Below are 18,870 nucleotides of genomic sequence, written 5' to 3' on the forward strand. Positions count from 1 at the left end.
CCGGCTCAGCCGAGCGTCACGTCCAGAACCATCATCAGGATCAGGCCGAAGATCAGCCCTGCTGTCGCCCGGTCCTGGTGACCGTTCCGGTGCGTCTCGGGCAGGATCTCATGACTGATGATGTAGAGCATCGCACCCGCGGCAAAGGTCAGCCCCCAGGGCAGGAGGCCGGAAGAAACCGACACGGCCGCCGCGCCGAGGAAGGCACCTATCGGTTCGACCAGACCACTCAGAAATGCCGCGAAGAACGCCTTGCCCCGCGAATAGCCCCGACCCACAAGGGCGACGGCGACCGCCAGCCCTTCCGGCATGTCCTGAAGCGAGATACCGGTCATCACCGAGACCCCGTTGGTCACGTCCCCGCCGCCGAAAGCAACGCCGATCGAAAGGCCCTCGGGGAAATTGTGGATGGTGATGGCGATGACGAATAGCCAGATGCGTGCAAGCGCCGCAGCATCGCCGCCGCCCTCGGTTCCGGTGAAGAAATGCTCATGCGGCAGTGTTGCGTTCAGCCATGCGACGAAACCGGCACCCAGAGCAATTCCTGCCCCTGCGACAAGCGCTGCGATGACGAGTGAGCCGTAAAGTCCCTCGGCTGCCTCGATTCCGGGCAGAATCAGTGAAAAATACGCGGCCGACAGCATCACGCCGGCTGCAAAGCCCAGCATCGTGTCGCTGGTACGCTGCGACATGGTCCGTCCGATCAGGACTGGAATTGCCCCGACAGTTGTCGCCGCCATGGCGACAAGACCGCCGAGAAGTCCCCACCAGACCGCGTCCATACCTGCCCTCCAATTTCGCCGACACTCGAACCCGCAGTCGCGCCAAGTGCAAGTTGAAAACGCGTTGCATTGCGATGCGTAAATTGGTAAATAAAAATGACCAATTTTGAGGTACCCATGCCCGTCATCACCTGTATCGAGGATCTGAAACGCCTCTATCGCCGCCGGGCGCCACGCATGTTCTACGATTATGCGGAATCCGGAAGTTGGACGGAACAGACATTTCGGGAAAATGTCAGTGATTTTGCTGAGATCCGTCTGCGGCAGCGCATTGCAGTCGATATGACCGGTCGCAGTACCGCAGGACAGATGATCGGCCAGGATGTGGCAATGCCCGTTGCGCTTGCCCCGGTCGGCCTGACCGGCATGCAGAACGCCGATGGTGAGATCAAGGCGGCGCGTGCGGCGGAAAAGTTCGGCGTGCCCTTCACGCTGTCAACCATGTCGATCTGTTCGATCGAGGACGTGGCCGATCACGTCACGAAGCCATTCTGGTTTCAGATCTATACGCTCAACGATGACGATTTTAACCAGAAGATCATCAACCGCGCCAAGGCGGCGGGTTGCTCTGCCCTCGTGATCACGGTCGATCTTCAGATCCTTGGGCAACGGCATAAGGATCTGAAGAACGGCCTGTCGGCGCCGCCGAAATTCACCATTCCGACGATGCTGAACCTTGCTACCAAATGGGCCTGGGGCATCGAGATGCTGCAAACCAAGCGCCGTTTCTTCGGTAATATCGTTGGCCATGTCGAAGGCGTTTCCGATCCCTCGTCGCTTTCCGCCTGGACGGCGGAGAAGTTCGACCACGCCTTGAACTGGGACAAGATCCGCAAGCTCATGGATATGTGGGGCGGCAAGGTGATCCTGAAAGGTGTGATGGAGGCCGAGGACGCGCAGAAAGCAGCCGAGATCGGCGCCGATGCCATCGTCGTTTCGAACCATGGCGGACGGCAGCTTGACGGTGCGCTTTCCTCAATCCGGATGGTCCCCGAAATCGCGGCGGCGGTCGGCGACAAGACTGAGGTTTGGATGGATGGCGGTATCCGGTCGGGCCAGGACGTGTTGAAGGCGGTGGCGCTGGGAGCCAAGGGTGTGATGATCGGTCGGGCCTTCGTCTACGGGCTTGGCGCGATGGGCGAGGCGGGCGTGACCAAGGCGCTGGAGGTCATCCACAAGGAACTGGACACCTCGATGGCGCTTTGCGGGGAAACGCGGCTTGGAAGCGTTGGAAAACACAATGTTCTGATTCCGAAGGATTTCCACGACCGCTATCTCTGACCTGGTTTCAGGCAAAGTGGTTTGGAGCCCAACTTGGGAATTGCTTCACCCGCCGCGCTGCCGCAATGCCAGAACACAGGGCAGGATCGTCGCCATGACGATTGCCAGCATTGCAAAGGCAACGCGCAGCCCGGCCGCTTCGGCCACTACACCCATGATCGACGGGCCGATGAAAAAGGCAGAAAAGCCGACCATCCAGGCGCGTGAAATTGCGAGGCCGCGCTGATCAGGCCTCACCAGACGACCAAGGATCGAATTTGCTGAGGGCACCACGACCGCGACACCGAGCCCGAGGAGGCCAACCCCCATGACGCCGATTGACGGCGTTGGGGCGAGCGCCAGAACCAACGCGCCAGCGATCCCGGCGACTGCTGACCAAAAGACCAGCCGCACCTCGCCCAACCGCTCTGCCGCGACCTGACCCAGAAGGCGACCGATACCCATCATCAGACCAAAAGCTGCCGGACCGAAGCCGCCCTCGCCGGGCGGGCCGCCAAGCGTGCGTTCGATATGCAGCGCCGACCAGGTTTCGGTCGCGTTCTCGCTGATGAAAGACGCCATGAGCACGGCTGCGACGAGCAGGATCGGCCCCCAGGGTGTTCGCCCGTCCACCCCGTCCGGCGCGGGGTCAGCATCGCGCCAGTTCCGGTCTTCGTACATCAAAATGGCGAGCAGAAGCCCGACAGCCGCCGACCACGGCAAGACCTCTGTCGGACCGTATCCCGCCTTTCGCGCCAAGCTGACGGCAAATGCAGTGGCCGCGAAGGCCAGCGAGAACATCGCATGGCTGAGATTCATCAGATGCAGACGGTGGCGGTCCTCCAGCACGGAAAGCCGCATATTGGCGCCGATATCCAGAAGTGAAACGCTTGCCCCGATCACCGCCATGGCACAGCCGAAGCCGACGACGCCCCTTGGCCAAAGCGGGGCAAGCATGGCGGCAGCAAGAAGGGACCCCGCAACCGGAAGACCCCAGCGACCGAGAAGACACATGATGCGGGGCGCGAGCGCCATCGCCAGAATCCCGCCCGCTGCCGCCATCATCAGCGCAAGACCGAAGGCGGCATCAGATGCGCCGATGCCGGATTTGATATCCGGCACAAGCGCGGCGAAACTGCCCCAGAACACCCCGACCGCCGCCAGCGCGAGATGCTGTGCACGTGCAACCGAGATGACTGTTCCCACCGACATGACCGCCCTTCCTCCGCGCATCGGGCTAACATGGCGGCGTGGGGCCGGACAGTCACGAAATATTGCCATCCGTCAGCAGACCGGCGGGCAGAAGAATCTGCTTTTCATCCTGGCCGATCCGCTCTATACGCCCGCCTTCATGGGCATGCACCCTTGGAGGATGCCCGATTAACCTATGGAGAGACCAATGGCTGGTGAGATCCCCGATCTTATCGCCGCGGTACGGACGGGGACAGGCAAGGGGGCCGCTCGTCAAGCTCGTCGTGAGGGCAACGTACCCGGCATCGTTTATGGCGGCGGAAAAGATCCGATCGCGATCAACGTGAACTACAACATGCTTCTTAAGAAGCTTAAGGCAGGCCGCTTCCTTCAGACGCTCTTCAACCTCAAGGTTGAGGGCCAGGAAGACGTCCGCGTCATCTGCCGCAACGTCCAGCGCGACGTTGTGAAGGACCTGCCGACCCATCTCGACCTGATGCGGCTGAAGCGCACCTCGCGGATCGCGCTCTACATCCACGTCACCTTCGAGAACCAGGACAAGGCGCCGGGCTTCCGCAAAGGCGGCACGCTGGTTGTCGTGCGTCCGGAAGTCGAGCTGGAAGTGACCGCGGGCGATATCCCCGATCACATCACCGTCGACCTGACGGGCCGTGAAATCGGCGACGTTATCCATATCGGTGACATCGAACTGCCGGCCGGTGCCAAGCCGACCATCCAGCGGAACTTTGTCATCGCCAACATCGCAGCCCCGTCGGGTCTGCGTTCGGCCGACGCCGAAGGCGACGATGAAGGCGACGATGCCGAGGGCGACGAAGAATAATTCCTGTCTCTTCGCGGGACATATTAAATGGCGCGGGACCCTCGGGTCCCGCGTTTTCTATTTCATGCGCTGCTAAACCATGAGCCCCTCGGGCACATGGTTGCGCGGGTCAAAGTCGGGTTCTAGGGTGGCGGCGCAAGCAGAGAGGGTGTCATGCGGCTGATGGTCGGACTCGGTAATCCCGGGGCCAAATATTCGGGGAACCGTCACAATATCGGCTTCATGGCCGTCGATCGGATCGCTGCCGATCACGGTTTTGCCCCATGGCGCAGCAAGTTTCAGGGCTCGGTCAGCGAGGGGCGTCTTGGTTCCGAACGTGTGATTTTGCTGAAACCCGAGACCTTCATGAACCTTTCCGGCCAGTCGGTTGGTGAGGCGATGCGGTTTTACAAACTCGAACCGACGGATGTGACGGTCTTTCATGACGAACTGGACCTCGCCCCCGGCAAGTGCCGGGTGAAGGAGGGGGGAGGTCATGCCGGGCATAACGGGCTCCGCTCGCTCCACCAGCATATTGGCGAGGCCTATCAGCGGGTGAGGCTGGGCATCGGCCATCCCGGCCACAAGGATCGCGTCGCACCCTATGTGCTGTCTGATTTCGCCAAGTCCGATCAGGACTGGCTGGACGATCTTCTGCGCGGCATATCCGATGGGGCGGTCGCGCTCGCCTCTGGCGATGCTGCACGGTTCGCCAACGCCGTTGCCTTGCGAACCGCTCCGCCGCGCTCATCAAAGACGCCTGCTCCGTCCGACCCCGACGGGAAGGCGCCGGTGGCCGAAGAAACCGCGCCGGACGGCGATGTCCGTTCGCCCCTGCAACGCCTGCTGGACCGGTTCCGTTAGGTTACGCTTGCCTGCCGGGTGAACGGGTGGTTCGCTGCGCACCGGACGGAGGGCCTATGCGGAAGTTTCTGAGAATTGCAGGCAAGATTGCCGCTCTGGTACTGGTCGTGGCGCTTGCCGTCGCCATCTGGAAGCGCGAGGAAATCACCCGGCTGATGGCGGTGAACTCGCTCTTCACCGCCGAAAAGATCACCCGCAATTTCAGCCATATGAACGAGCTTTTCCTGACCCGGCCATTGTCGCGAGGCGATGGTCCGGTTTCGCCATTACCCGAAGGCCCCACGATGAAATTGCCGGAGGGGACCGCAAAATGGATCGAGGACCGGGCTGTCACTGCTCTTCTGGTGCTGAAGGGCGGCCGCATCGTCCATGAAAGCTACTATCGCGGCACCGGGGCCGGGGACCTGCGGATCAGTTGGTCGATGGCCAAGAGCTTTTTGTCGGTCCTGTTCGGGACGGTGCTTGAAGAGGGCGCCATCGCCTCGCTCGACGATCCGGTGCTGCGCTACGTGCCTGTACTGAAGGACACGGCTTATGATGGGACGACGATCCGGCAGGTCCTGAACATGACCACGGGCGTGAAGTTCGATGAAGATTATCTGGACTTTCATTCCGACATAAACCGGATGGGACGGGTATTGGCGCTTGGCGGGTCGATGGATGAGTTCGCCGCCAGCCTGCGGGAGCGGGAAGCGGAGCCCGGCTCACGCTGGGAATATGTTTCGATCGACACCCATGTCCTTGGGATGATCATTGCCGGAGCGACGGGACGCGACCCTGCAGATCTGATGGACGAGCGGATCATCCGGCCCATGGGATTCGAGGCAGAGCCATACTTTCTGACCGATGGCGATGGCACGGCCTTCGTCCTCGGGGGGCTCAACATGCGGACGCGGGACTATGCGCGATTCGGCCAGATGATCCTGCAAGGTGGTGAATGGCAGGGACGGCGGATCGTGGCCGGAGACTGGATCGCGGCGTCGATCAGACCTTCCGCACCGAATGGCGCGCTTTACGGCTATCAGTGGTGGATACCCGAGGATGCCTGGGGCGATGTCATGGCGCGGGGCATCTATGGCCAGTATATCTATATCTCACCCCGCCATGATACGGTGATCGTGGTCAATGCTGCCGACCGCAACTTCCGCGAGGACGAGGTCGAGGCGGAGAACGAGGCGATGTTCAAGGCGATTGCCGCGAGCAGATAGGGGTCGGGTGATGGAAAAGGACGCTGCGCTGAATGTGATGGGCGGTCGGCTTGAGCCCTGTTCGACCAATCCGATGACGGGCTTTTTCCGCGACGGCCATTGCAATACCTGCGCCGAGGATCAGGGCAGCCACACGGTCTGCGTGGTGATGACGGCCGAATTCCTCGCCTGGTCGAAATATGTCGGCAATGACCTGTCGACGCCGCGCCCTGAATTCCGATTTCCCGGGCTGAAGCCGGGCGACCGCTGGTGCCTTTGCGCGTCGCGGTTCCTGCAGGCCCATGACGAGGGCTGCGCGCCGCAGGTGCACCTCTCGGCAACGCACCGGCGCGCGACCGAGATCGTTCCGCTGCCGGTTCTGATGGAGAGCGCGGTCGGCCCGGTCTGATCTAATGGAGCGCCCGTTCCGGGCGCGAGACTTTCTCTCGCGGTTTCCGGTTCCCGGAAACCACTCGGATTGCCTCCGGCGGGAGGTATTTCTGAACAGAAGAAGTGGGGACGGTCAGGCGCTGTGGGCGCCGTCGGCCAGACCTTTGACGACGGCGAGGATCTCCGCGACCGGTTTTTTTTCCTCGACCATCTTGACGATGGCGGAGCCGACGACCGCGCCGTCGGCGACCGAGGCGATGGCTTTGGCGGTTTCGGGTGAACGGATGCCGAAGCCGACGATCACCGGAAGATCGGTCGCGGCCTTGATCCGCGCAACCTCGGGGCCGACATCGGTGGCCTCTGCTGCGGCGGCGCCGGTGATGCCGGTGATCGAGACGTAATAGACGAATCCGCTGGTGTTTTGCAGCACCTTGGGCAGACGCCTGTCATCGGTCGTGGGCGTCGCAAGGCGGATGAAGTTGAGGCCGGCTTTCTGGGCAGGGATGCAAAGCTCGTCATCCTCTTCCGGCGGCAAATCGACGACGATGAGACCGTCGACGCCCGCCGCTTTGGCATCGGCAAGAAACTTGTCCACGCCGCGCGAATAGATCGGGTTGTAATATCCCATCATCACGATGGGGGTTTCATCGTCGCCCTTCCGGAACGCGGCCGCCATGTCGAGCGTCTTCTGCAAAGTCTGCCCGCCTTCCAATGCGCGCTGACCGGCAAGCTGGATCGTCGGGCCATCGGCCATCGGGTCGGTGAAGGGCATCCCGAGTTCGATGACGTCGACGCCTGCGCGTGGCAGGCCCTTCATGAGCTCAAGGGATGTCTTTAGGTCCGGATCGCCCGCCATGATGTAAGAGACGAAGGCCTTCCGGCCCTCGGCTTTCAGCGCAGCGAATTTCTTTTCGATCCGGGTCATGGGGCTCTCCTACTCCGTTCCGCCGGTCTTGCAGAAAAGTCGCGGCGGAATCAATGGGGCATGGTTGTGTAGGGCTTGACCCCGTGCTGCCTTCCCCCATAGATGCGCCGGATTTCAACGGAAGGTGCGTGATCATGGGTTTCAGGATGGGTATCGTCGGGCTGCCGAATGTCGGCAAGTCGACCCTTTTCAACGCGCTGACCCGCACCGCCGCCGCGCAGGCCGCGAATTTCCCCTTCTGCACCATCGAACCGAATGTGGGCGACGTGGCCGTGCCCGATCCGCGGCTGGAAAAACTGGCGGCCATTGCCGGGTCGAAGCAGATTATCCCGACGCGGATCACCTTTGTCGATATCGCAGGCCTCGTGCGCGGGGCGTCGAAGGGTGAAGGCCTCGGCAACCAGTTCCTTGCCAATATCCGTGAGGTTGACGCCATTGCCCATGTGCTGCGCTGTTTCGAGGACGGCGATGTGACCCATGTCGAGGGCAAGATCGACCCGATCGCCGATGCCGAGACCATCGAGACAGAACTGATGATCGCCGATATGGAGAGCATTGAGCGGCGGCTGGCCAATATCGCTCGCAAGATCAAGGGTGGCGACAAGGAGGCGGCGGCGCAGGAGCGGCTGATGAAGCAGGCGCTGACGGCGCTTGAAAGCGGCAAGCCCGCCCGGACGATTGCCGTGGCCGATGAGGACCGCAAGGCCTGGGAGATGCTGCAGCTTCTGACCTCGAAGCCCGTTCTGTTCGTCTGCAATGTGGAGGAAGCTTCGGCGGCCTCTGGCAACTCTCTATCGGCCAAAGTGGCCGAGATGGCCGCCGCGCAGGGGGCAGGCTCCGTCGTGATTTCGGCAAAGATCGAGGAAGAACTGGCGCAGATGGATGCGGACGACGCGGCCATGTTCCTTGAGGAAATGGGGCTGGAGGAAGCGGGTCTCGACCGGCTGATCCGGGCGGGTTACGACCTTCTGGGCCTTCAGACCTATTTCACCGTCGGCCCGAAGGAAGCCCGCGCCTGGACCATCGAAAAGGGCACGCTCGCCCCGCAGGCCGCCGGTGTTATCCACGGCGATTTCGAACGCGGCTTCATCCGCGCCGAGACCATCGCCTACAATGACTACATCGCTGGCAACGGCGAGGCAGGCGCGCGCGAGGCGGGCAAGTTCCGCGTTGAGGGCAAGACCTATGAGGTCAAGGACGGAGACGTCCTGCATTTCCTCTTCAACGCCTGACACGCATCAACCGGAAACCCAATCTGTAAATGCACGCCGGTGACGGGTCAGTGACCCCCGCCACCCGCAAGGCCGATCCCCGAAAGCAGGGTACCCCAGACCTTCAGCCGCAGCCCGACCGCCTTGACGACGCCGGTGGCGGCGATGATGTGTCCGGTAAAGCCGCTCAGGTTGTTGGTGTAAGTCTGTATGATGCAGCCACTGCCATCGAGCATGATTTCCTCATGCTCGGGGTGCTCAAGCTCAAAATAGACCAGCAGCGATCCCCTGAACCTGAGGTTGGTGACATCCAGCAATCTGCCCCCCGGCACGACCTGACCCGCGGAAATGGCGGGCTGAATCTGCACGACGTGGGCAGGCAGGACCGCCCCGCGGAATGACAGGCCGACATTGCTGTCACACGCGATTTCGGCCGGCATTCCTTCGTAAAGCGTGGACCGCGCAACCTGCGAGAACCCCGCAACAATCCTGACCGGAACATTGTCCGGCCGGTCCGGGATGATCACCATGGCCGGGCTCACGATCAGTTGGGAGGCGGGGCTGCCCACACTCATCGCCAGTTGGGTCACGACACCATCGGTGAAGGAGTGCACCTCGGTATGATTCAAAGCGACCTTTGCGCTGGCGACGGCGGTTTCCGCCGATTTCCTCTGTGCGGGAATGGTCTGCTCGATATCCGTCTTTGCAAGGTCGATACCGGCCTGAGCAGCCGCGACACCTGCCTCGGCAATGGCGACGGCGGATTCCAGTTCACGCACCGCGTCCTGCGTGCCGACATTCCGGTCGCGCAGCGTTTTCGCGTTCTCAAGATTGATCTTCTGCAGAGTCAGCCCTGCCTCGGCCTCCGCCAGACCGGCTTCTGCGGCTTTCAGCGTTTCGCCTGCCTTGACTTCGGCGGCGGCGATCTTGTCAAGCTCGGCCTCCGCCTGCTTCAAGGCGGCTGCCTGGGCACCATTTTCGATCCGGAACAACAGATCGCCGGCGGCCACTCTCTGGCCGTTCTCCACGGCCAGTTCGGTCACGGGGCCGCTGGTCTGTGCCACGACCGACACGGTCCGGAACGGCAACAGCCCGGAATAGGATTTCGGATGAAAGTAGAAGATTACCGCAAACAGCAGGAATGCGAGAACGGCCCAGATGAACACGGCAGTACGCATGTTCCAGACTGTCATCGCCTCACCCCGGCGCTTCAGCTGGAAATAGCGGATGATGACGGGAAACGACGTGAACAGAAGCTCAAACATTCTGGGCTTCCTCCGATCCGGCAGAACTCTTGGGCGCCGCGTCAACGGATGGCCCTTCTGACGCCTCCGGCAACACGTCGACGGGTGCCGGTTCAGCAAGCGGTTCGTTTCTCAAATGGAACCGCGACCAGTCAGCCATCAGGGCCAGCAAGATCGCGCTGAGAGGCAGAAGAACGTGGAAATGATCAAGTGGGAAAATCTCGTAGAGCAGCGCGATGGTCAGCATGGTCGGAATGGTCTTTGCCAGTGGCGTTCCCTTCGCCTGGTGTTCGGCCCAGCGATCGAACGCGGCGTAGAGCGTCACAATTCCATAGATAGCCAGGCAAACGAATCCAAAGGCCACCCATGCCAGCACATCGCCGTCACCGGGAGCCACAAACCACGACGGAGAATCGTGGCCAAGACCCTGCTCATTCGCCATAAACCAGCCTTCCCAATAGACAAATGTAGAAAGCCACATCTAGCTTCACGCGAGTGTGAAGTCCATTTTTTTCAGCAGCACTGATTGCGCGCGCCAAGTCGCAAAGCGGATCAATCCCCGCTTTTCCAGCCTTGATCGCGGTGGCTGCCATCGCAATACGGCTTGATCCCTGACTTGCTGCAGCGGCAGAGGAGGAATTTACGGCGGCAGGCGCCCTGCCCCGGATGCGGCTCGGCGACCTCGGCCTCGCGCACGTAATAGGGACGGTCTCGGGCGACTTCGATGCGGGCGCGGTCGGCGACAAGATGCGTGACCGTATCGCCCAGCGCCAGCGCCAACGCGCCTGAGGGGCAATGGGCAATCACCGACTCCACAGCGTTGCGGCTGCCCTTGTACGGCTGCACCCATGGATTTTGGTTCGGATTGAAGACATCGGGCGCGATCTGGTCGCACAGGGAATGCCGGTCGCGTCGAGCGCGTCGAGAAAGGCTTCGATGCCGGGGATAAGCGGCGTGCCCTCGGCGAGGCGGGCGAAGATTTCATCTTAGATCTGCGGGACCCAGTCATCGGGCAGGACTTTACCGCGCGCCCGGACGGTTTCAGCAACCCCGCCGATTGTGCCGCCGAGGAAAAGGGTCGAGACCTCGGCATGTGTAATCTCGAAACCATGGCGGGCGAGGTTCGCCGCAATCACCCGGTCGGTGATGGGCTCGCTGTCGACGATCACCCCGTCGCAGTCGAAGAGGACGGCGGCTGGCCTCATGCGGCGGCTTCAAGAATGGTGATGACTGTCTCGCCATAACGGCGCTGGTCGCGCTGGGTAAACCCGTCGGGCGGGGTGGGGGCGACGTTTTCCTCCCAGACGATGAGCGCACCGGGGGCGAGCCAACCGCCCTCAAACAGCGAGGCCAGAGCCTTTTCGCCCAACCCCTTGCCATAGGGCGGGTCGAGGAAGACGAGGGTATAGCCGGGCCCGCGATTGGGGCCCATCCGGGTGGCATCACGACGCCAGACATCCGTCGTGCCCATCGCCTGCATCTTCTCGATATTCTGCCTGAGAAGCGCGCGGGCGGTGGTGCCGTCATCGACGAAGGCCACGCGGGCGGCGCCGCGCGACAGGGCCTCCAGCCCCAGCGCCCCGGTCCCGGCAAAGAGGTCCAGGACCCGGGCATCCTGCACCGGGTTGCCGTAAGGCCCGTTCATCAGGAGGTTGAAGATCGCCTCGCGCACCCGGTCCGAGGTGGGGCGCAGATGTGCGGCTGCGTCGCCCGACCCGACATCGGCGAGCTTCAAACCGCGTCTTTGGCCTCCGATGATGCGCATCACCTCTCCTCTCTCAACCCGCCCAGGGTCGGGGAGTTGTTTCCGCGAAGCTGTCGCGCGCAGCCATGCGGCCGACCATTGCCTCGATGCCGGGCCGGCCCCGCCAGGCGATCGGGCCACGCGACTCGGTCCAGAGCAGGAGACAGACAAGCGCGATGTCGGCAAGGCAGATATCGTCATCGCTGAAGCCCGTTGCGCCGATCCGCGCTTCGAGCCAATCCAAAGTCGCCGCTATCCGTTCCAAGGCACGTTTATCAAGATCGAAGCCAAGCCGGTTCGGGCCGGACGGCGCGAGGCCAGCCCAATCGCGGTACCGCAACGATGCGATCTGGTCGCCAAGGGCCAGGATCACAGAAAGGGTCTGCCTGTCAGCAAGACTGGGGTTGCGGTCACTGCCCCAGGATGATGGTCTGGTCCTTTGTTGAAGCAATGCGGCAAGTGCGATCTCAGTCGGGAACAGGGCCGTGCCGTCGCGCATGACGACAGGGACCTGACCGAGCGGATTAAGATCGAAGAATCCCGGCGGAGGCGGAAAATCCGTTACTTCGATCTCTTCCATGTCGAGCGCGAGTTCGCGCGACAACACGCGGACCATCCGCGCGAAGGGCGAGCCATCGACATAGTGGCAGATCAGGCTCATCGGACCGCCCGCGCTATTTCAGAAGCGGTTTGAGATCAGCCGAGGGGTCTGCAATCACCGCCGGATCGGGGGACTTGCCCGCCTCGATCAGACGTTTGCCGATCATATAGGCGCGGGCATCGTTCATCGCGTCGAGCGCGAGCAACTGATCGCCTTTGTAGTACCAGAAGCTGATGGCATTGCCCTCACCCTGCCGCGTGACGATCCGGTCGTAACCGGTATTCAGCCCCGCGATCTGCAGTTTCACGTCATATTGGTCGGACCAGAACCACGGTTTCGCCTCATAGGGTTTTTCCGCGCCCAGCATGTTTTCAGCGACGATCTCGGCCTGATCAATGGCGTTGCCAACGCTTTCCAGCCGGATACGGCCGCCTCGATGCGGGAAGGAGGCGCAGTCGCCCGCCGCCCAGATCGAAGGGTCCGAGGTTCGGCCAAGCGCGTCGGTGCGGATGCCGTTCTCGATCTCCAAGCCCGCCTCCTCGGCGAGGATCGTCATCGGCGTGATGCCGACACCGACGATGACGAAATCAACGGCGATTTCGGTGCCGTCCGACAGACGAGCGCCCGAGACATGGCCTTCGCCCGTCAGCCGGTCGAGGCCGGTGTTTTCGAGGATCTTCACGCCATGCTCGGCATGGGCCTTGCGGAAATAGTCCGAGGTTTCAGGCGCGGCGACGCGCTGCAGGATGCGCGGGGCCATTTCGATGAGCGTCACCGAAAGCCCAAGTTTCGCGCCGACCGCCGCAGCCTCCAGCCCGATATAACCGCCGCCGACGATCAAGAGCTTGCGGCCTGCACTGAATTCCGGCGCCATTGCGTCGACATCGGCCAGCGTCCGGACGGTGTAGACGCCTTTCAACTCGCCGCCGACCGCCGCTGGCAGGCGGCGCGGGCGTGAGCCGGTGGTGAGCGCGAGATGATCGTAAGAGATGCTTTCGCCATCCACGCGCACTGTCTTTGCGGTGCGGTCGATCGCGGTCGCCTGAGCGCCGAGCTTCAGCGTGACGTTCTGGTCCGCCCAGAAGGACGGCGCGCGCAGATAAAGCCGGTCGAGCTCCATCTCGCCAAGCAGGTAGCCTTTCGAGAGCGGCGGGCGCTGATAGGGCGGGGCCGGTTCCTCGCCGATCATGGTGATCGCCCCGTCATAGCCAAGCGAACGAAGCTTCGCCGCAAGCGATGCCCCGGCCTGGCCCGCGCCGATGATCACGATCCCGCCCATCTGCATTCTCCCTCTGGTCGCCGGTTGCGGCGACCCTATATCGTGGGTTCAGGGAAACGCAACGCGAGAGGACGACACATATGGCACTTTCCAAGGGCGACAGGCTGCCGGAAGCGACATTCGTTGAAATGGGTAAGGATGGCCCGAAGGAGGTGAACCTGTCCGAGCGATTGAAGGGCCGCAAGGTCGTCGTGTTCGGCCTGCCGGGCGCTTATACCGGCCCCTGCTCGACCATCCATATTCCGAGCTTCATCAAGACCGCCGCGGATTTCCGTGCAAAGGGCGTTGACGAGATCATCTGCATCGCGGTGAACGATCCCTTTGTTCTGAAAGCCTGGGGGGAATCGACAGGCGCGACGGCGGCCGGGATCAGCTTCCTTGGCGATGCCGATGGCAGCTTTACCAAGGCGCTGGGCATGGACTTCACCGCGCCGCAGATCGGCCTGATCGGACGGTCGAACCGTTACGCGCTGGTACTGGATGACGGTGTCATCACGGCGTCGAAAGTGGACAAGCCCGGCGTCTGCGATATCTCGACCGGTGAACACCTTCTGGCGGAGCTCTGATCCATGATCGAGACCGGCATGCGCCTGCCCGAGGCGCGGTTTCTTCGCATAGGCGCAGGCGGACCGGAAGAGGTTCTTCTGTCCTCGCTGGTCCGGGGCCGCAAGGTCGTGATCTTTGCGGTGCCGGGCGCGTTCACCCCGACCTGCGATTCCGCGCATGTGCCGAGCTTCATCCGCTCCATGGACGCCTATCGCGCCAAGGGCGTGGACGAGGTCATCTGCCTGTCGGTCAATGACGCGCATGTGATGCGGTACTGGGGCGAGACGACCGGTGCTGCTGCGGCGGGGATCACGATGCTCGCGGATGCCGATGGTGCCTTCGCCCGGGCGATGGGTCTTGCCTATGACAACCCCGCCGCAGGGATGTTCGGGCGGTCGCGCCGCTACGCGATGGCGGTCGAAGATGGCGTCGTCACGGCATTTGAACTGGACCCGCTCGGCCAGTGCAGCCTGTCGACGGGTGAGGCGCTGCTGGAAAAGCTCTGAGAGCTATTTGCGGGAGTGGATCTGGCAGAGGCAGGCGACCGGCTCACCGTGGTCGCGCTGCACCTCGGCCGCGCCCGCGAGCTTGTCCATGCGTTTCGCGAGCGTGACATCCAGCGCGGACAGCCCCGCGCAATCATGCGTGGTCAGCGTTACATCGACGACGTTGTAAATGTTTGACCATTCCGGATGGTGGTTCAGCTTTTCGGCCTGAAGTGCCGCGCGGGACATGAAGCCCCAGGCCTCGGAGAAGCTCTTGAACTTCCAGATCTTGCGGATCGCGTCGCGGTTTTCGACTGCGTTCCAGCCGGTTTCACCAAGGGCAGGCAGAGCGGTCTGGCGTTCGGCATCGGTCAGAAGTTCGGCCATGGCGGATTCCTTTTAATGTCTGTCGATATCACGTTCCGGTATTCGGTTTCCGGAACGGGCCGTAATCGGTGAGGATTTCAATCTCCTCGCCCACAGCACGGCTCTCGGCCTCAAGATAGCGGGCGACGGCCGCGCGGAAAGAGGGTTCGGCGATCCAGTGCAGCGAATGGGTTTCGACCGGCAGATAGCCGCGCGCCAGCTTGTGTTCGCCCTGCGCACCCGCCTCGACGCGGGCAAGGCCATGGGCGATGGCATGGTCGATGGCGCGGTAGTAACAGCATTCGAAATGCAGAAAAGGGTGATCCTCGATGGCACCCCAATAGCGGCCATAAAGCGTATCGCGGCCAAGGAAGTTCAGCGCGCCCGCGACGAGGTGGCCATCTCGTTCGGCAAGGATCAGAAGGACGTCGTCGCGCATCGCCTCCTGCACCTCATCGAAGAAGGCGCGGGTCAGGTAGGGGCGGCCCCATTTACGGCTGCCGGTATCCTGATAGAAGGCCCAGAAGGCATCCCAGTGGCCGGGTTCCAGCGCGTCGCCGGTCAGCGCCCGGATGGTGCCGCCGAACCCCATCGCTCCTGCCCGTTCCTTGCGGATCGCCTTGCGTTTGCGGGATGAAAGTTGGGCGAGGAAGGCGTCAAAATCGGCGTAGCCCCGGTTTTCCCAGTGAAACTGCTGGGTGACGCGGTGCAGAAGGCCCATCCGCGATCCGGCCTCCGCCTCCACACTCGTGCAGAAGGTGATATGAGCCGAAGACAGGCCATTGTCAGCGGCGATCTGGACCATCCCTTGCGTGAGCGCTGCAATGCCCGTCCCCTCCCATCCCGGACGGGTCAGAAAACGGCGACCGGTGGCGGGGGTGAAGGGCACGGCGGATTGCAGTTTAGGGTAGTAATTTCCCCCCGCCCGATGCAGTGCATCGGCCCAGCCGTGATCAAAGATGTATTCGCCTTGGCTGTGGTTTTTCGCATAGAGCGGCATCACGGCGATGATCTGTCCATCGGCCCGCGCGACAAGGTGATGTGGTTGCCAGCCTGTGCCCTGACCGACCGATCCCGACCGTTCCAGAGCCGAAAGAAACCGGTAGGTGGTAAAGGGGTCGATGGCGCGGCCATCCGTCGCTTCCGGGCAAGCGCAGGCATCCCAGTCGGCCCCGGCGATGTCGCCAAGGCCGGAGAGCGCGGTGATTTCGATGGCTGTCTGATCCATGGCCCTGCCTTCCACCTGACTTGGGGGCGGGGCCTGTCCTTCGTCAAGTCGTCAGCGCGGCATTGTACCCTTCGAAGGTGATGTTTCCGGCGATACGGCGGGCTTCCGCCTCTGCCTGTGTGGAACGGATTGTCCAGCAGAGCACCTCGGCGCCCAAGGCCTTCAGCTCGGCCACACGCGGGCGGTTGAGGTCGGCGGCCTCGTGCGAGATGAAGCTGGCGCCCACCCGGTCGTAATCCGGAATGTCCCGCAACCGGTCCCGCACGGCGGGGGGCAGAAGCGGCCAGTCTTCGGCTGTATAGGCCGAGGTGACGATGCCGCGCGCAATCTGTGGCGCGGCCTTGGCCAGTGCGGCCACCGAATGTGGGTTGAAGGACATCAGCGCGACGGGGCCATCATAGTCCCTAAGGGTATCAGCCACGGCCCGTTCCAGCGGCCCGACATCGGGGCCCATCGCGCCGTCCTGATCCTTGATCTCGATCAGCAGCGGCACCCGGCCCGCAACCAGATCGAGCATCTCCGCCAAAGTCGGGATACCCTCGTCCCCGCCGGTCAGGGGAAGCGCCCCAAGCTCTGCCGCCGTCCTGCCGCGGATGCGGCCCGGCTTGCCGGTCAGGCGCTTCAGGTCGTAGTCGTGAAAGACCATCGGCACACCGTCGGCCGATGGCTGGATATCGCATTCGATCCCGTATCCCGCCGCGATGGCCGCGCGGAAGGCGGCAAGCGAATTTTCAGGTTTTCCCAAGGCCTTGTCATGAAAGCCCCGATGCGCGATAGGGGCTTTCAGGAAGGCTTCCGGCAGGCGAACCGGCGTCATTACCGAACCTGGATGACCGCGTCGATTTCGACCGCGACACCCAGCGGCAGCGAGGGCGTGGAGACGGCGGCGCGGGCGTGGCGACCGGCATCGCCGAGCACCTCGACCATGAGGTCTGAGCAGCCGTTGATGACCTTCGGCTGATCGGTGAAATCGGCTGTCGAATTGACGAAACCACCAAGCTTCACCACCCGCACGATGCGATCGAGATCGCCGCCGAGAGCCGCCCGAGCCTGCGCCAGAATGGCGATCCCGCATTGCCGCGCGGCCTTGGCGCCGCCGTCGACATCCATATTGCCGCCGAGGCAACCCTTGATCAGACCGTCCGGCCCGGCGCTGATCTGGCCCGAGATGAAGAGCATGTCACCGGCCAGCACATAGGGCACGTAGTTGGCTGCGGGCGCGGGGGCGTCCGGCAGGGTGATGCCCAGTTCTGCAAGGCGTGCGTCGATCTTTCCGGCCATGATATACTCCTGTTCCGTTCGGCGCGGAAGCTAGCGGCGCGGCGGGTTCAAGGAAAGGGCAAAAGCGACCGCCCGGAACCCGGGTCAGCAGGCGCCGTATGGCGGCTGAAAGCGCAGCCAGTTGGCCCGTCGGCAAAGTGTCTGCGCTCTGTCGGCAAAACGTATGGCAACCGACCCGACGGACGCGGCAGACGAATGGCGGAAGCTGCGGGTATATCCCGGTGCTGGTCGGGTCGGGAAATCGGCACTGCCCTGTGGGGTCGATCCGGGCTATGCTGCCAGAATTGCAACCAATCTTTCACCATGCCCGTTCACGAGACGATTTCAGTCATTCCTCCGATCCTGCGCCAGCACGCTGAGGGCGCGGCGTTCCTCTGGTCGCAGCGGGTGCGGATGTTCCACGACCCGGCCTTTGGCGAGGTCGAGCTTGGCCGTCTTGACCGCCGCCTTGGCGCGCATATCGACGGGCTTCTCGCCTCCGGGATTGCCGCGCTGGGCGAAGCGGCGGCGCGGTTCGAGGATTTCCCCGAACCGGGCGAGATGTTCGCATGGTTCTTGGTGGCGCTGCTGGGTGGCGGGCCTGAGGATATTGCGGCGGCGCTGGAGAAGGTGGCGGACCATCCCGATTGCCGGAGCGGTCTGTCCGGTGCGATTGCCTGGGCCGGAGCCGGTGCCGTGCGCCCGCATGTGAAGCCGTGGTTCACCAGCACCGATCCCCTATTGCGCCTCTTGGCCATGACGGCCTGTTCGCATCACCGGGCCGATCCCGGCGACTGGCTGGACCGCTGCCTTGCCGATGAGGATCCGCAGGTCCGGGACCGCGCCTTGCGGCTATTGGGAGAGATTGGACGGGTGGACCGGCTGGGTATGGCGGTCGAGGCGCTGGAGGGGCCGCGCGGGCCCGGCCAGTTCGCCGCCGCCCGTTCGGCATTGCTGTTGGGCCGGTCTGGCCCCGCCCTTCCGGTGCTGCGGCGACTTGCCGCCGAGACCGGCCGAGTGGCGGATGCGGCGCTGGAACTTGCCGTTCTTGGCGGGCAGGGGGCCGAGGCGCGCGGCTGGCTCGGCGATCTGATGCGACGGCCGGAACGCGCCGGGGCGGCGCTGATGGCCGCCGGGGCGATCCGCGATCCGGGCGTGCTGGACTGGCTGATCGGCATGTGTGCCGATCCGGCCCATGCGGCGGGGGCGGGCCGCGCGATCCGGGCGCGGCTGGACTTCGATCTCGACGATACCGATGCGTTCGAGGCCGACCCGGCAAAACTCGCCCCCGGGTTCGCGGGACGCGATGACGGGCCATGGCCGGTGGCGGAGCGTGTCCGGGACGCAATCAAGACGCTTGCGGGCAAGGGGCGGTTCACCAGCCTGATCGCGCTGCGCCGCGACTGCCTTGTGGCGGCGATCGCCGCGCCGGGGCGGACGCTGGCAGACTGGCGGCATCGCCGTTCGTATCCAGCCTGGTCCTGAGA

General features: G+C 63.2%; 23 protein-coding genes. 9 read left to right on the top strand and 14 right to left on the bottom strand.

Features of this window, described 5'->3' with window-relative positions:
- Positions 1 to 5: 5 nt before the first annotated feature.
- Positions 6 to 782 carry a ZIP family metal transporter gene (locus QKW60_RS13995; RefSeq protein ID WP_282369554.1) on the bottom strand — a complete coding sequence of 259 codons (777 nt, stop codon included), beginning with the start codon at positions 780 to 782 and terminating at the stop codon, positions 6 to 8.
- 117 nt (positions 783 to 899) lie between these two features.
- On the opposite strand from QKW60_RS13995, the gene QKW60_RS14000 reads away from it, so the two are divergent.
- Positions 900 to 2,063 (top strand): alpha-hydroxy acid oxidase, encoded by a 1,164-nt coding sequence (locus tag QKW60_RS14000; protein ID WP_282369555.1) that lies wholly within the window; start codon positions 900 to 902, stop codon positions 2,061 to 2,063.
- A gap of 45 nt (positions 2,064 to 2,108) precedes the next feature.
- On the opposite strand, the gene QKW60_RS14005 is transcribed toward QKW60_RS14000, so the two are convergent.
- Entirely contained in the window at positions 2,109 to 3,254 is a 1,146-nt protein-coding gene (locus QKW60_RS14005; RefSeq protein WP_282369557.1) for an MFS transporter, read from the bottom strand.
- 187 nt (positions 3,255 to 3,441) lie between these two features.
- On the opposite strand from QKW60_RS14005, the gene QKW60_RS14010 reads away from it, so the two are divergent.
- The 4 genes from QKW60_RS14010 to QKW60_RS14025 all read left to right on the top strand — a co-directional run bounded on the left by QKW60_RS14010 (position 3,442) and on the right by QKW60_RS14025 (position 6,513).
- Positions 3,442 to 4,074 (top strand): 50S ribosomal protein L25/general stress protein Ctc, encoded by a 633-nt coding sequence (locus QKW60_RS14010; RefSeq protein ID WP_282369559.1) that lies wholly within the window; start codon positions 3,442 to 3,444, stop codon positions 4,072 to 4,074.
- A 153-nt stretch (positions 4,075 to 4,227) separates the two neighbouring features.
- Positions 4,228 to 4,917, top strand: coding sequence for an aminoacyl-tRNA hydrolase (pth, locus tag QKW60_RS14015; protein WP_282369561.1), 690 nt, complete (start codon positions 4,228 to 4,230; stop codon positions 4,915 to 4,917).
- Positions 4,918 to 4,973: 56 nt separating this feature from the next.
- Positions 4,974 to 6,125: a serine hydrolase domain-containing protein gene (locus QKW60_RS14020; RefSeq protein ID WP_282369563.1), complete on the top strand. Its 1,152-nt coding sequence runs from the start codon at positions 4,974 to 4,976 to the stop codon at positions 6,123 to 6,125.
- A gap of 10 nt (positions 6,126 to 6,135) precedes the next feature.
- A complete protein-coding gene (locus QKW60_RS14025) occupies positions 6,136 to 6,513 on the top strand; it encodes a DUF2237 family protein (protein WP_282369564.1) in 378 nt (125 codons plus the stop codon).
- Positions 6,514 to 6,627: 114 nt separating this feature from the next.
- On the opposite strand, the gene trpA is transcribed toward QKW60_RS14025, so the two are convergent.
- Positions 6,628 to 7,419, bottom strand: a complete 792-nt coding sequence (gene trpA, locus QKW60_RS14030; RefSeq protein WP_282369565.1) for a tryptophan synthase subunit alpha — start codon at positions 7,417 to 7,419, stop codon at positions 6,628 to 6,630.
- 134 nt (positions 7,420 to 7,553) lie between these two features.
- Here trpA and ychF point away from each other — a divergent pair, with 134 nt between their 5' ends.
- Positions 7,554 to 8,651, top strand: a complete 1,098-nt coding sequence (ychF, locus tag QKW60_RS14035; RefSeq protein ID WP_282369567.1) for a redox-regulated ATPase YchF — start codon at positions 7,554 to 7,556, stop codon at positions 8,649 to 8,651.
- Positions 8,652 to 8,698: 47 nt separating this feature from the next.
- Here ychF and QKW60_RS14040 read toward each other — a convergent pair whose 3' ends face one another.
- The 7 genes from QKW60_RS14040 to QKW60_RS14070 form a co-directional block, all read right to left on the bottom strand.
- Positions 8,699 to 9,895 (bottom strand): HlyD family secretion protein, encoded by a 1,197-nt coding sequence (locus QKW60_RS14040; protein ID WP_282369569.1) that lies wholly within the window; start codon positions 9,893 to 9,895, stop codon positions 8,699 to 8,701.
- On the bottom strand, positions 9,888 to 10,355 hold the full coding sequence (locus QKW60_RS14045) for a hypothetical protein (RefSeq protein WP_282369571.1): 468 nt from the start codon (positions 10,353 to 10,355) through the stop codon (positions 9,888 to 9,890). Before QKW60_RS14045 ends, QKW60_RS14040 begins: the two co-directional genes overlap by 8 nt.
- Before the next feature lie 71 nt (positions 10,356 to 10,426).
- On the bottom strand, positions 10,427 to 10,771 hold the full coding sequence (locus QKW60_RS14050; protein WP_282369895.1) for a (4Fe-4S)-binding protein: 345 nt from the start codon (positions 10,769 to 10,771) through the stop codon (positions 10,427 to 10,429).
- An 89-nt stretch (positions 10,772 to 10,860) separates the two neighbouring features.
- Positions 10,861 to 11,079 (bottom strand): HAD family hydrolase, encoded by a 219-nt coding sequence (locus QKW60_RS14055; RefSeq protein ID WP_282369573.1) that lies wholly within the window; start codon positions 11,077 to 11,079, stop codon positions 10,861 to 10,863.
- Complete coding sequence (gene rsmD, locus QKW60_RS14060; protein WP_282369575.1) at positions 11,076 to 11,639, bottom strand: 16S rRNA (guanine(966)-N(2))-methyltransferase RsmD; 564 nt, start codon at positions 11,637 to 11,639, stop codon at positions 11,076 to 11,078. Before rsmD ends, QKW60_RS14055 begins: the two co-directional genes overlap by 4 nt.
- Before the next feature lie 13 nt (positions 11,640 to 11,652).
- Positions 11,653 to 12,279 carry a glutathione S-transferase family protein gene (locus tag QKW60_RS14065; protein WP_282369577.1) on the bottom strand — a complete coding sequence of 209 codons (627 nt, stop codon included), beginning with the start codon at positions 12,277 to 12,279 and terminating at the stop codon, positions 11,653 to 11,655.
- A 13-nt stretch (positions 12,280 to 12,292) separates the two neighbouring features.
- Complete coding sequence (locus tag QKW60_RS14070) at positions 12,293 to 13,498, bottom strand: NAD(P)/FAD-dependent oxidoreductase (RefSeq protein ID WP_282369578.1); 1,206 nt, start codon at positions 13,496 to 13,498, stop codon at positions 12,293 to 12,295.
- Positions 13,499 to 13,578: 80 nt separating this feature from the next.
- Here QKW60_RS14070 and QKW60_RS14075 point away from each other — a divergent pair, with 80 nt between their 5' ends.
- A complete protein-coding gene (locus tag QKW60_RS14075) occupies positions 13,579 to 14,064 on the top strand; it encodes a peroxiredoxin (RefSeq protein WP_282369579.1) in 486 nt (161 codons plus the stop codon).
- A 3-nt stretch (positions 14,065 to 14,067) separates the two neighbouring features.
- Positions 14,068 to 14,550 carry a peroxiredoxin gene (locus QKW60_RS14080; protein ID WP_282369580.1) on the top strand — a complete coding sequence of 161 codons (483 nt, stop codon included), beginning with the start codon at positions 14,068 to 14,070 and terminating at the stop codon, positions 14,548 to 14,550.
- Positions 14,551 to 14,553: 3 nt separating this feature from the next.
- On the opposite strand, the gene QKW60_RS14085 is transcribed toward QKW60_RS14080, so the two are convergent.
- From QKW60_RS14085 to QKW60_RS14100, 4 genes are read right to left on the bottom strand one after another with little or no spacing between them, the layout of a single operon-like run.
- Positions 14,554 to 14,916: a 4a-hydroxytetrahydrobiopterin dehydratase gene (locus tag QKW60_RS14085; RefSeq protein WP_336619166.1), complete on the bottom strand. Its 363-nt coding sequence runs from the start codon at positions 14,914 to 14,916 to the stop codon at positions 14,554 to 14,556.
- Positions 14,917 to 14,944: 28 nt separating this feature from the next.
- A complete protein-coding gene (locus tag QKW60_RS14090) occupies positions 14,945 to 16,123 on the bottom strand; it encodes a GNAT family N-acetyltransferase (protein WP_282369581.1) in 1,179 nt (392 codons plus the stop codon).
- Between the two features lie 43 nt (positions 16,124 to 16,166).
- The gene (locus tag QKW60_RS14095) at positions 16,167 to 16,940 is read right to left on the bottom strand and encodes a glycerophosphodiester phosphodiesterase family protein (protein WP_282369582.1); all 774 of its coding nucleotides are present in this window, start codon (positions 16,938 to 16,940) and stop codon (positions 16,167 to 16,169) included.
- Positions 16,940 to 17,404, bottom strand: a complete 465-nt coding sequence (locus tag QKW60_RS14100) for a RidA family protein (protein WP_282369584.1) — start codon at positions 17,402 to 17,404, stop codon at positions 16,940 to 16,942. The genes QKW60_RS14095 and QKW60_RS14100 overlap by 1 nt, the downstream gene beginning before the upstream one ends.
- Before the next feature lie 303 nt (positions 17,405 to 17,707).
- Between QKW60_RS14100 and QKW60_RS14105 the strand changes: the two genes are divergently transcribed.
- The gene (locus QKW60_RS14105) at positions 17,708 to 18,868 is read left to right on the top strand and encodes a hypothetical protein (RefSeq protein ID WP_282369586.1); all 1,161 of its coding nucleotides are present in this window, start codon (positions 17,708 to 17,710) and stop codon (positions 18,866 to 18,868) included.
- Positions 18,869 to 18,870: the final 2 nt, after the last annotated feature.

Origin of the sequence: Albidovulum aestuarii (assembly GCF_029961185.1) — a bacterium.
GTDB classification, from domain to species: domain Bacteria; phylum Pseudomonadota; class Alphaproteobacteria; order Rhodobacterales; family Rhodobacteraceae; genus Albidovulum; species Albidovulum aestuarii.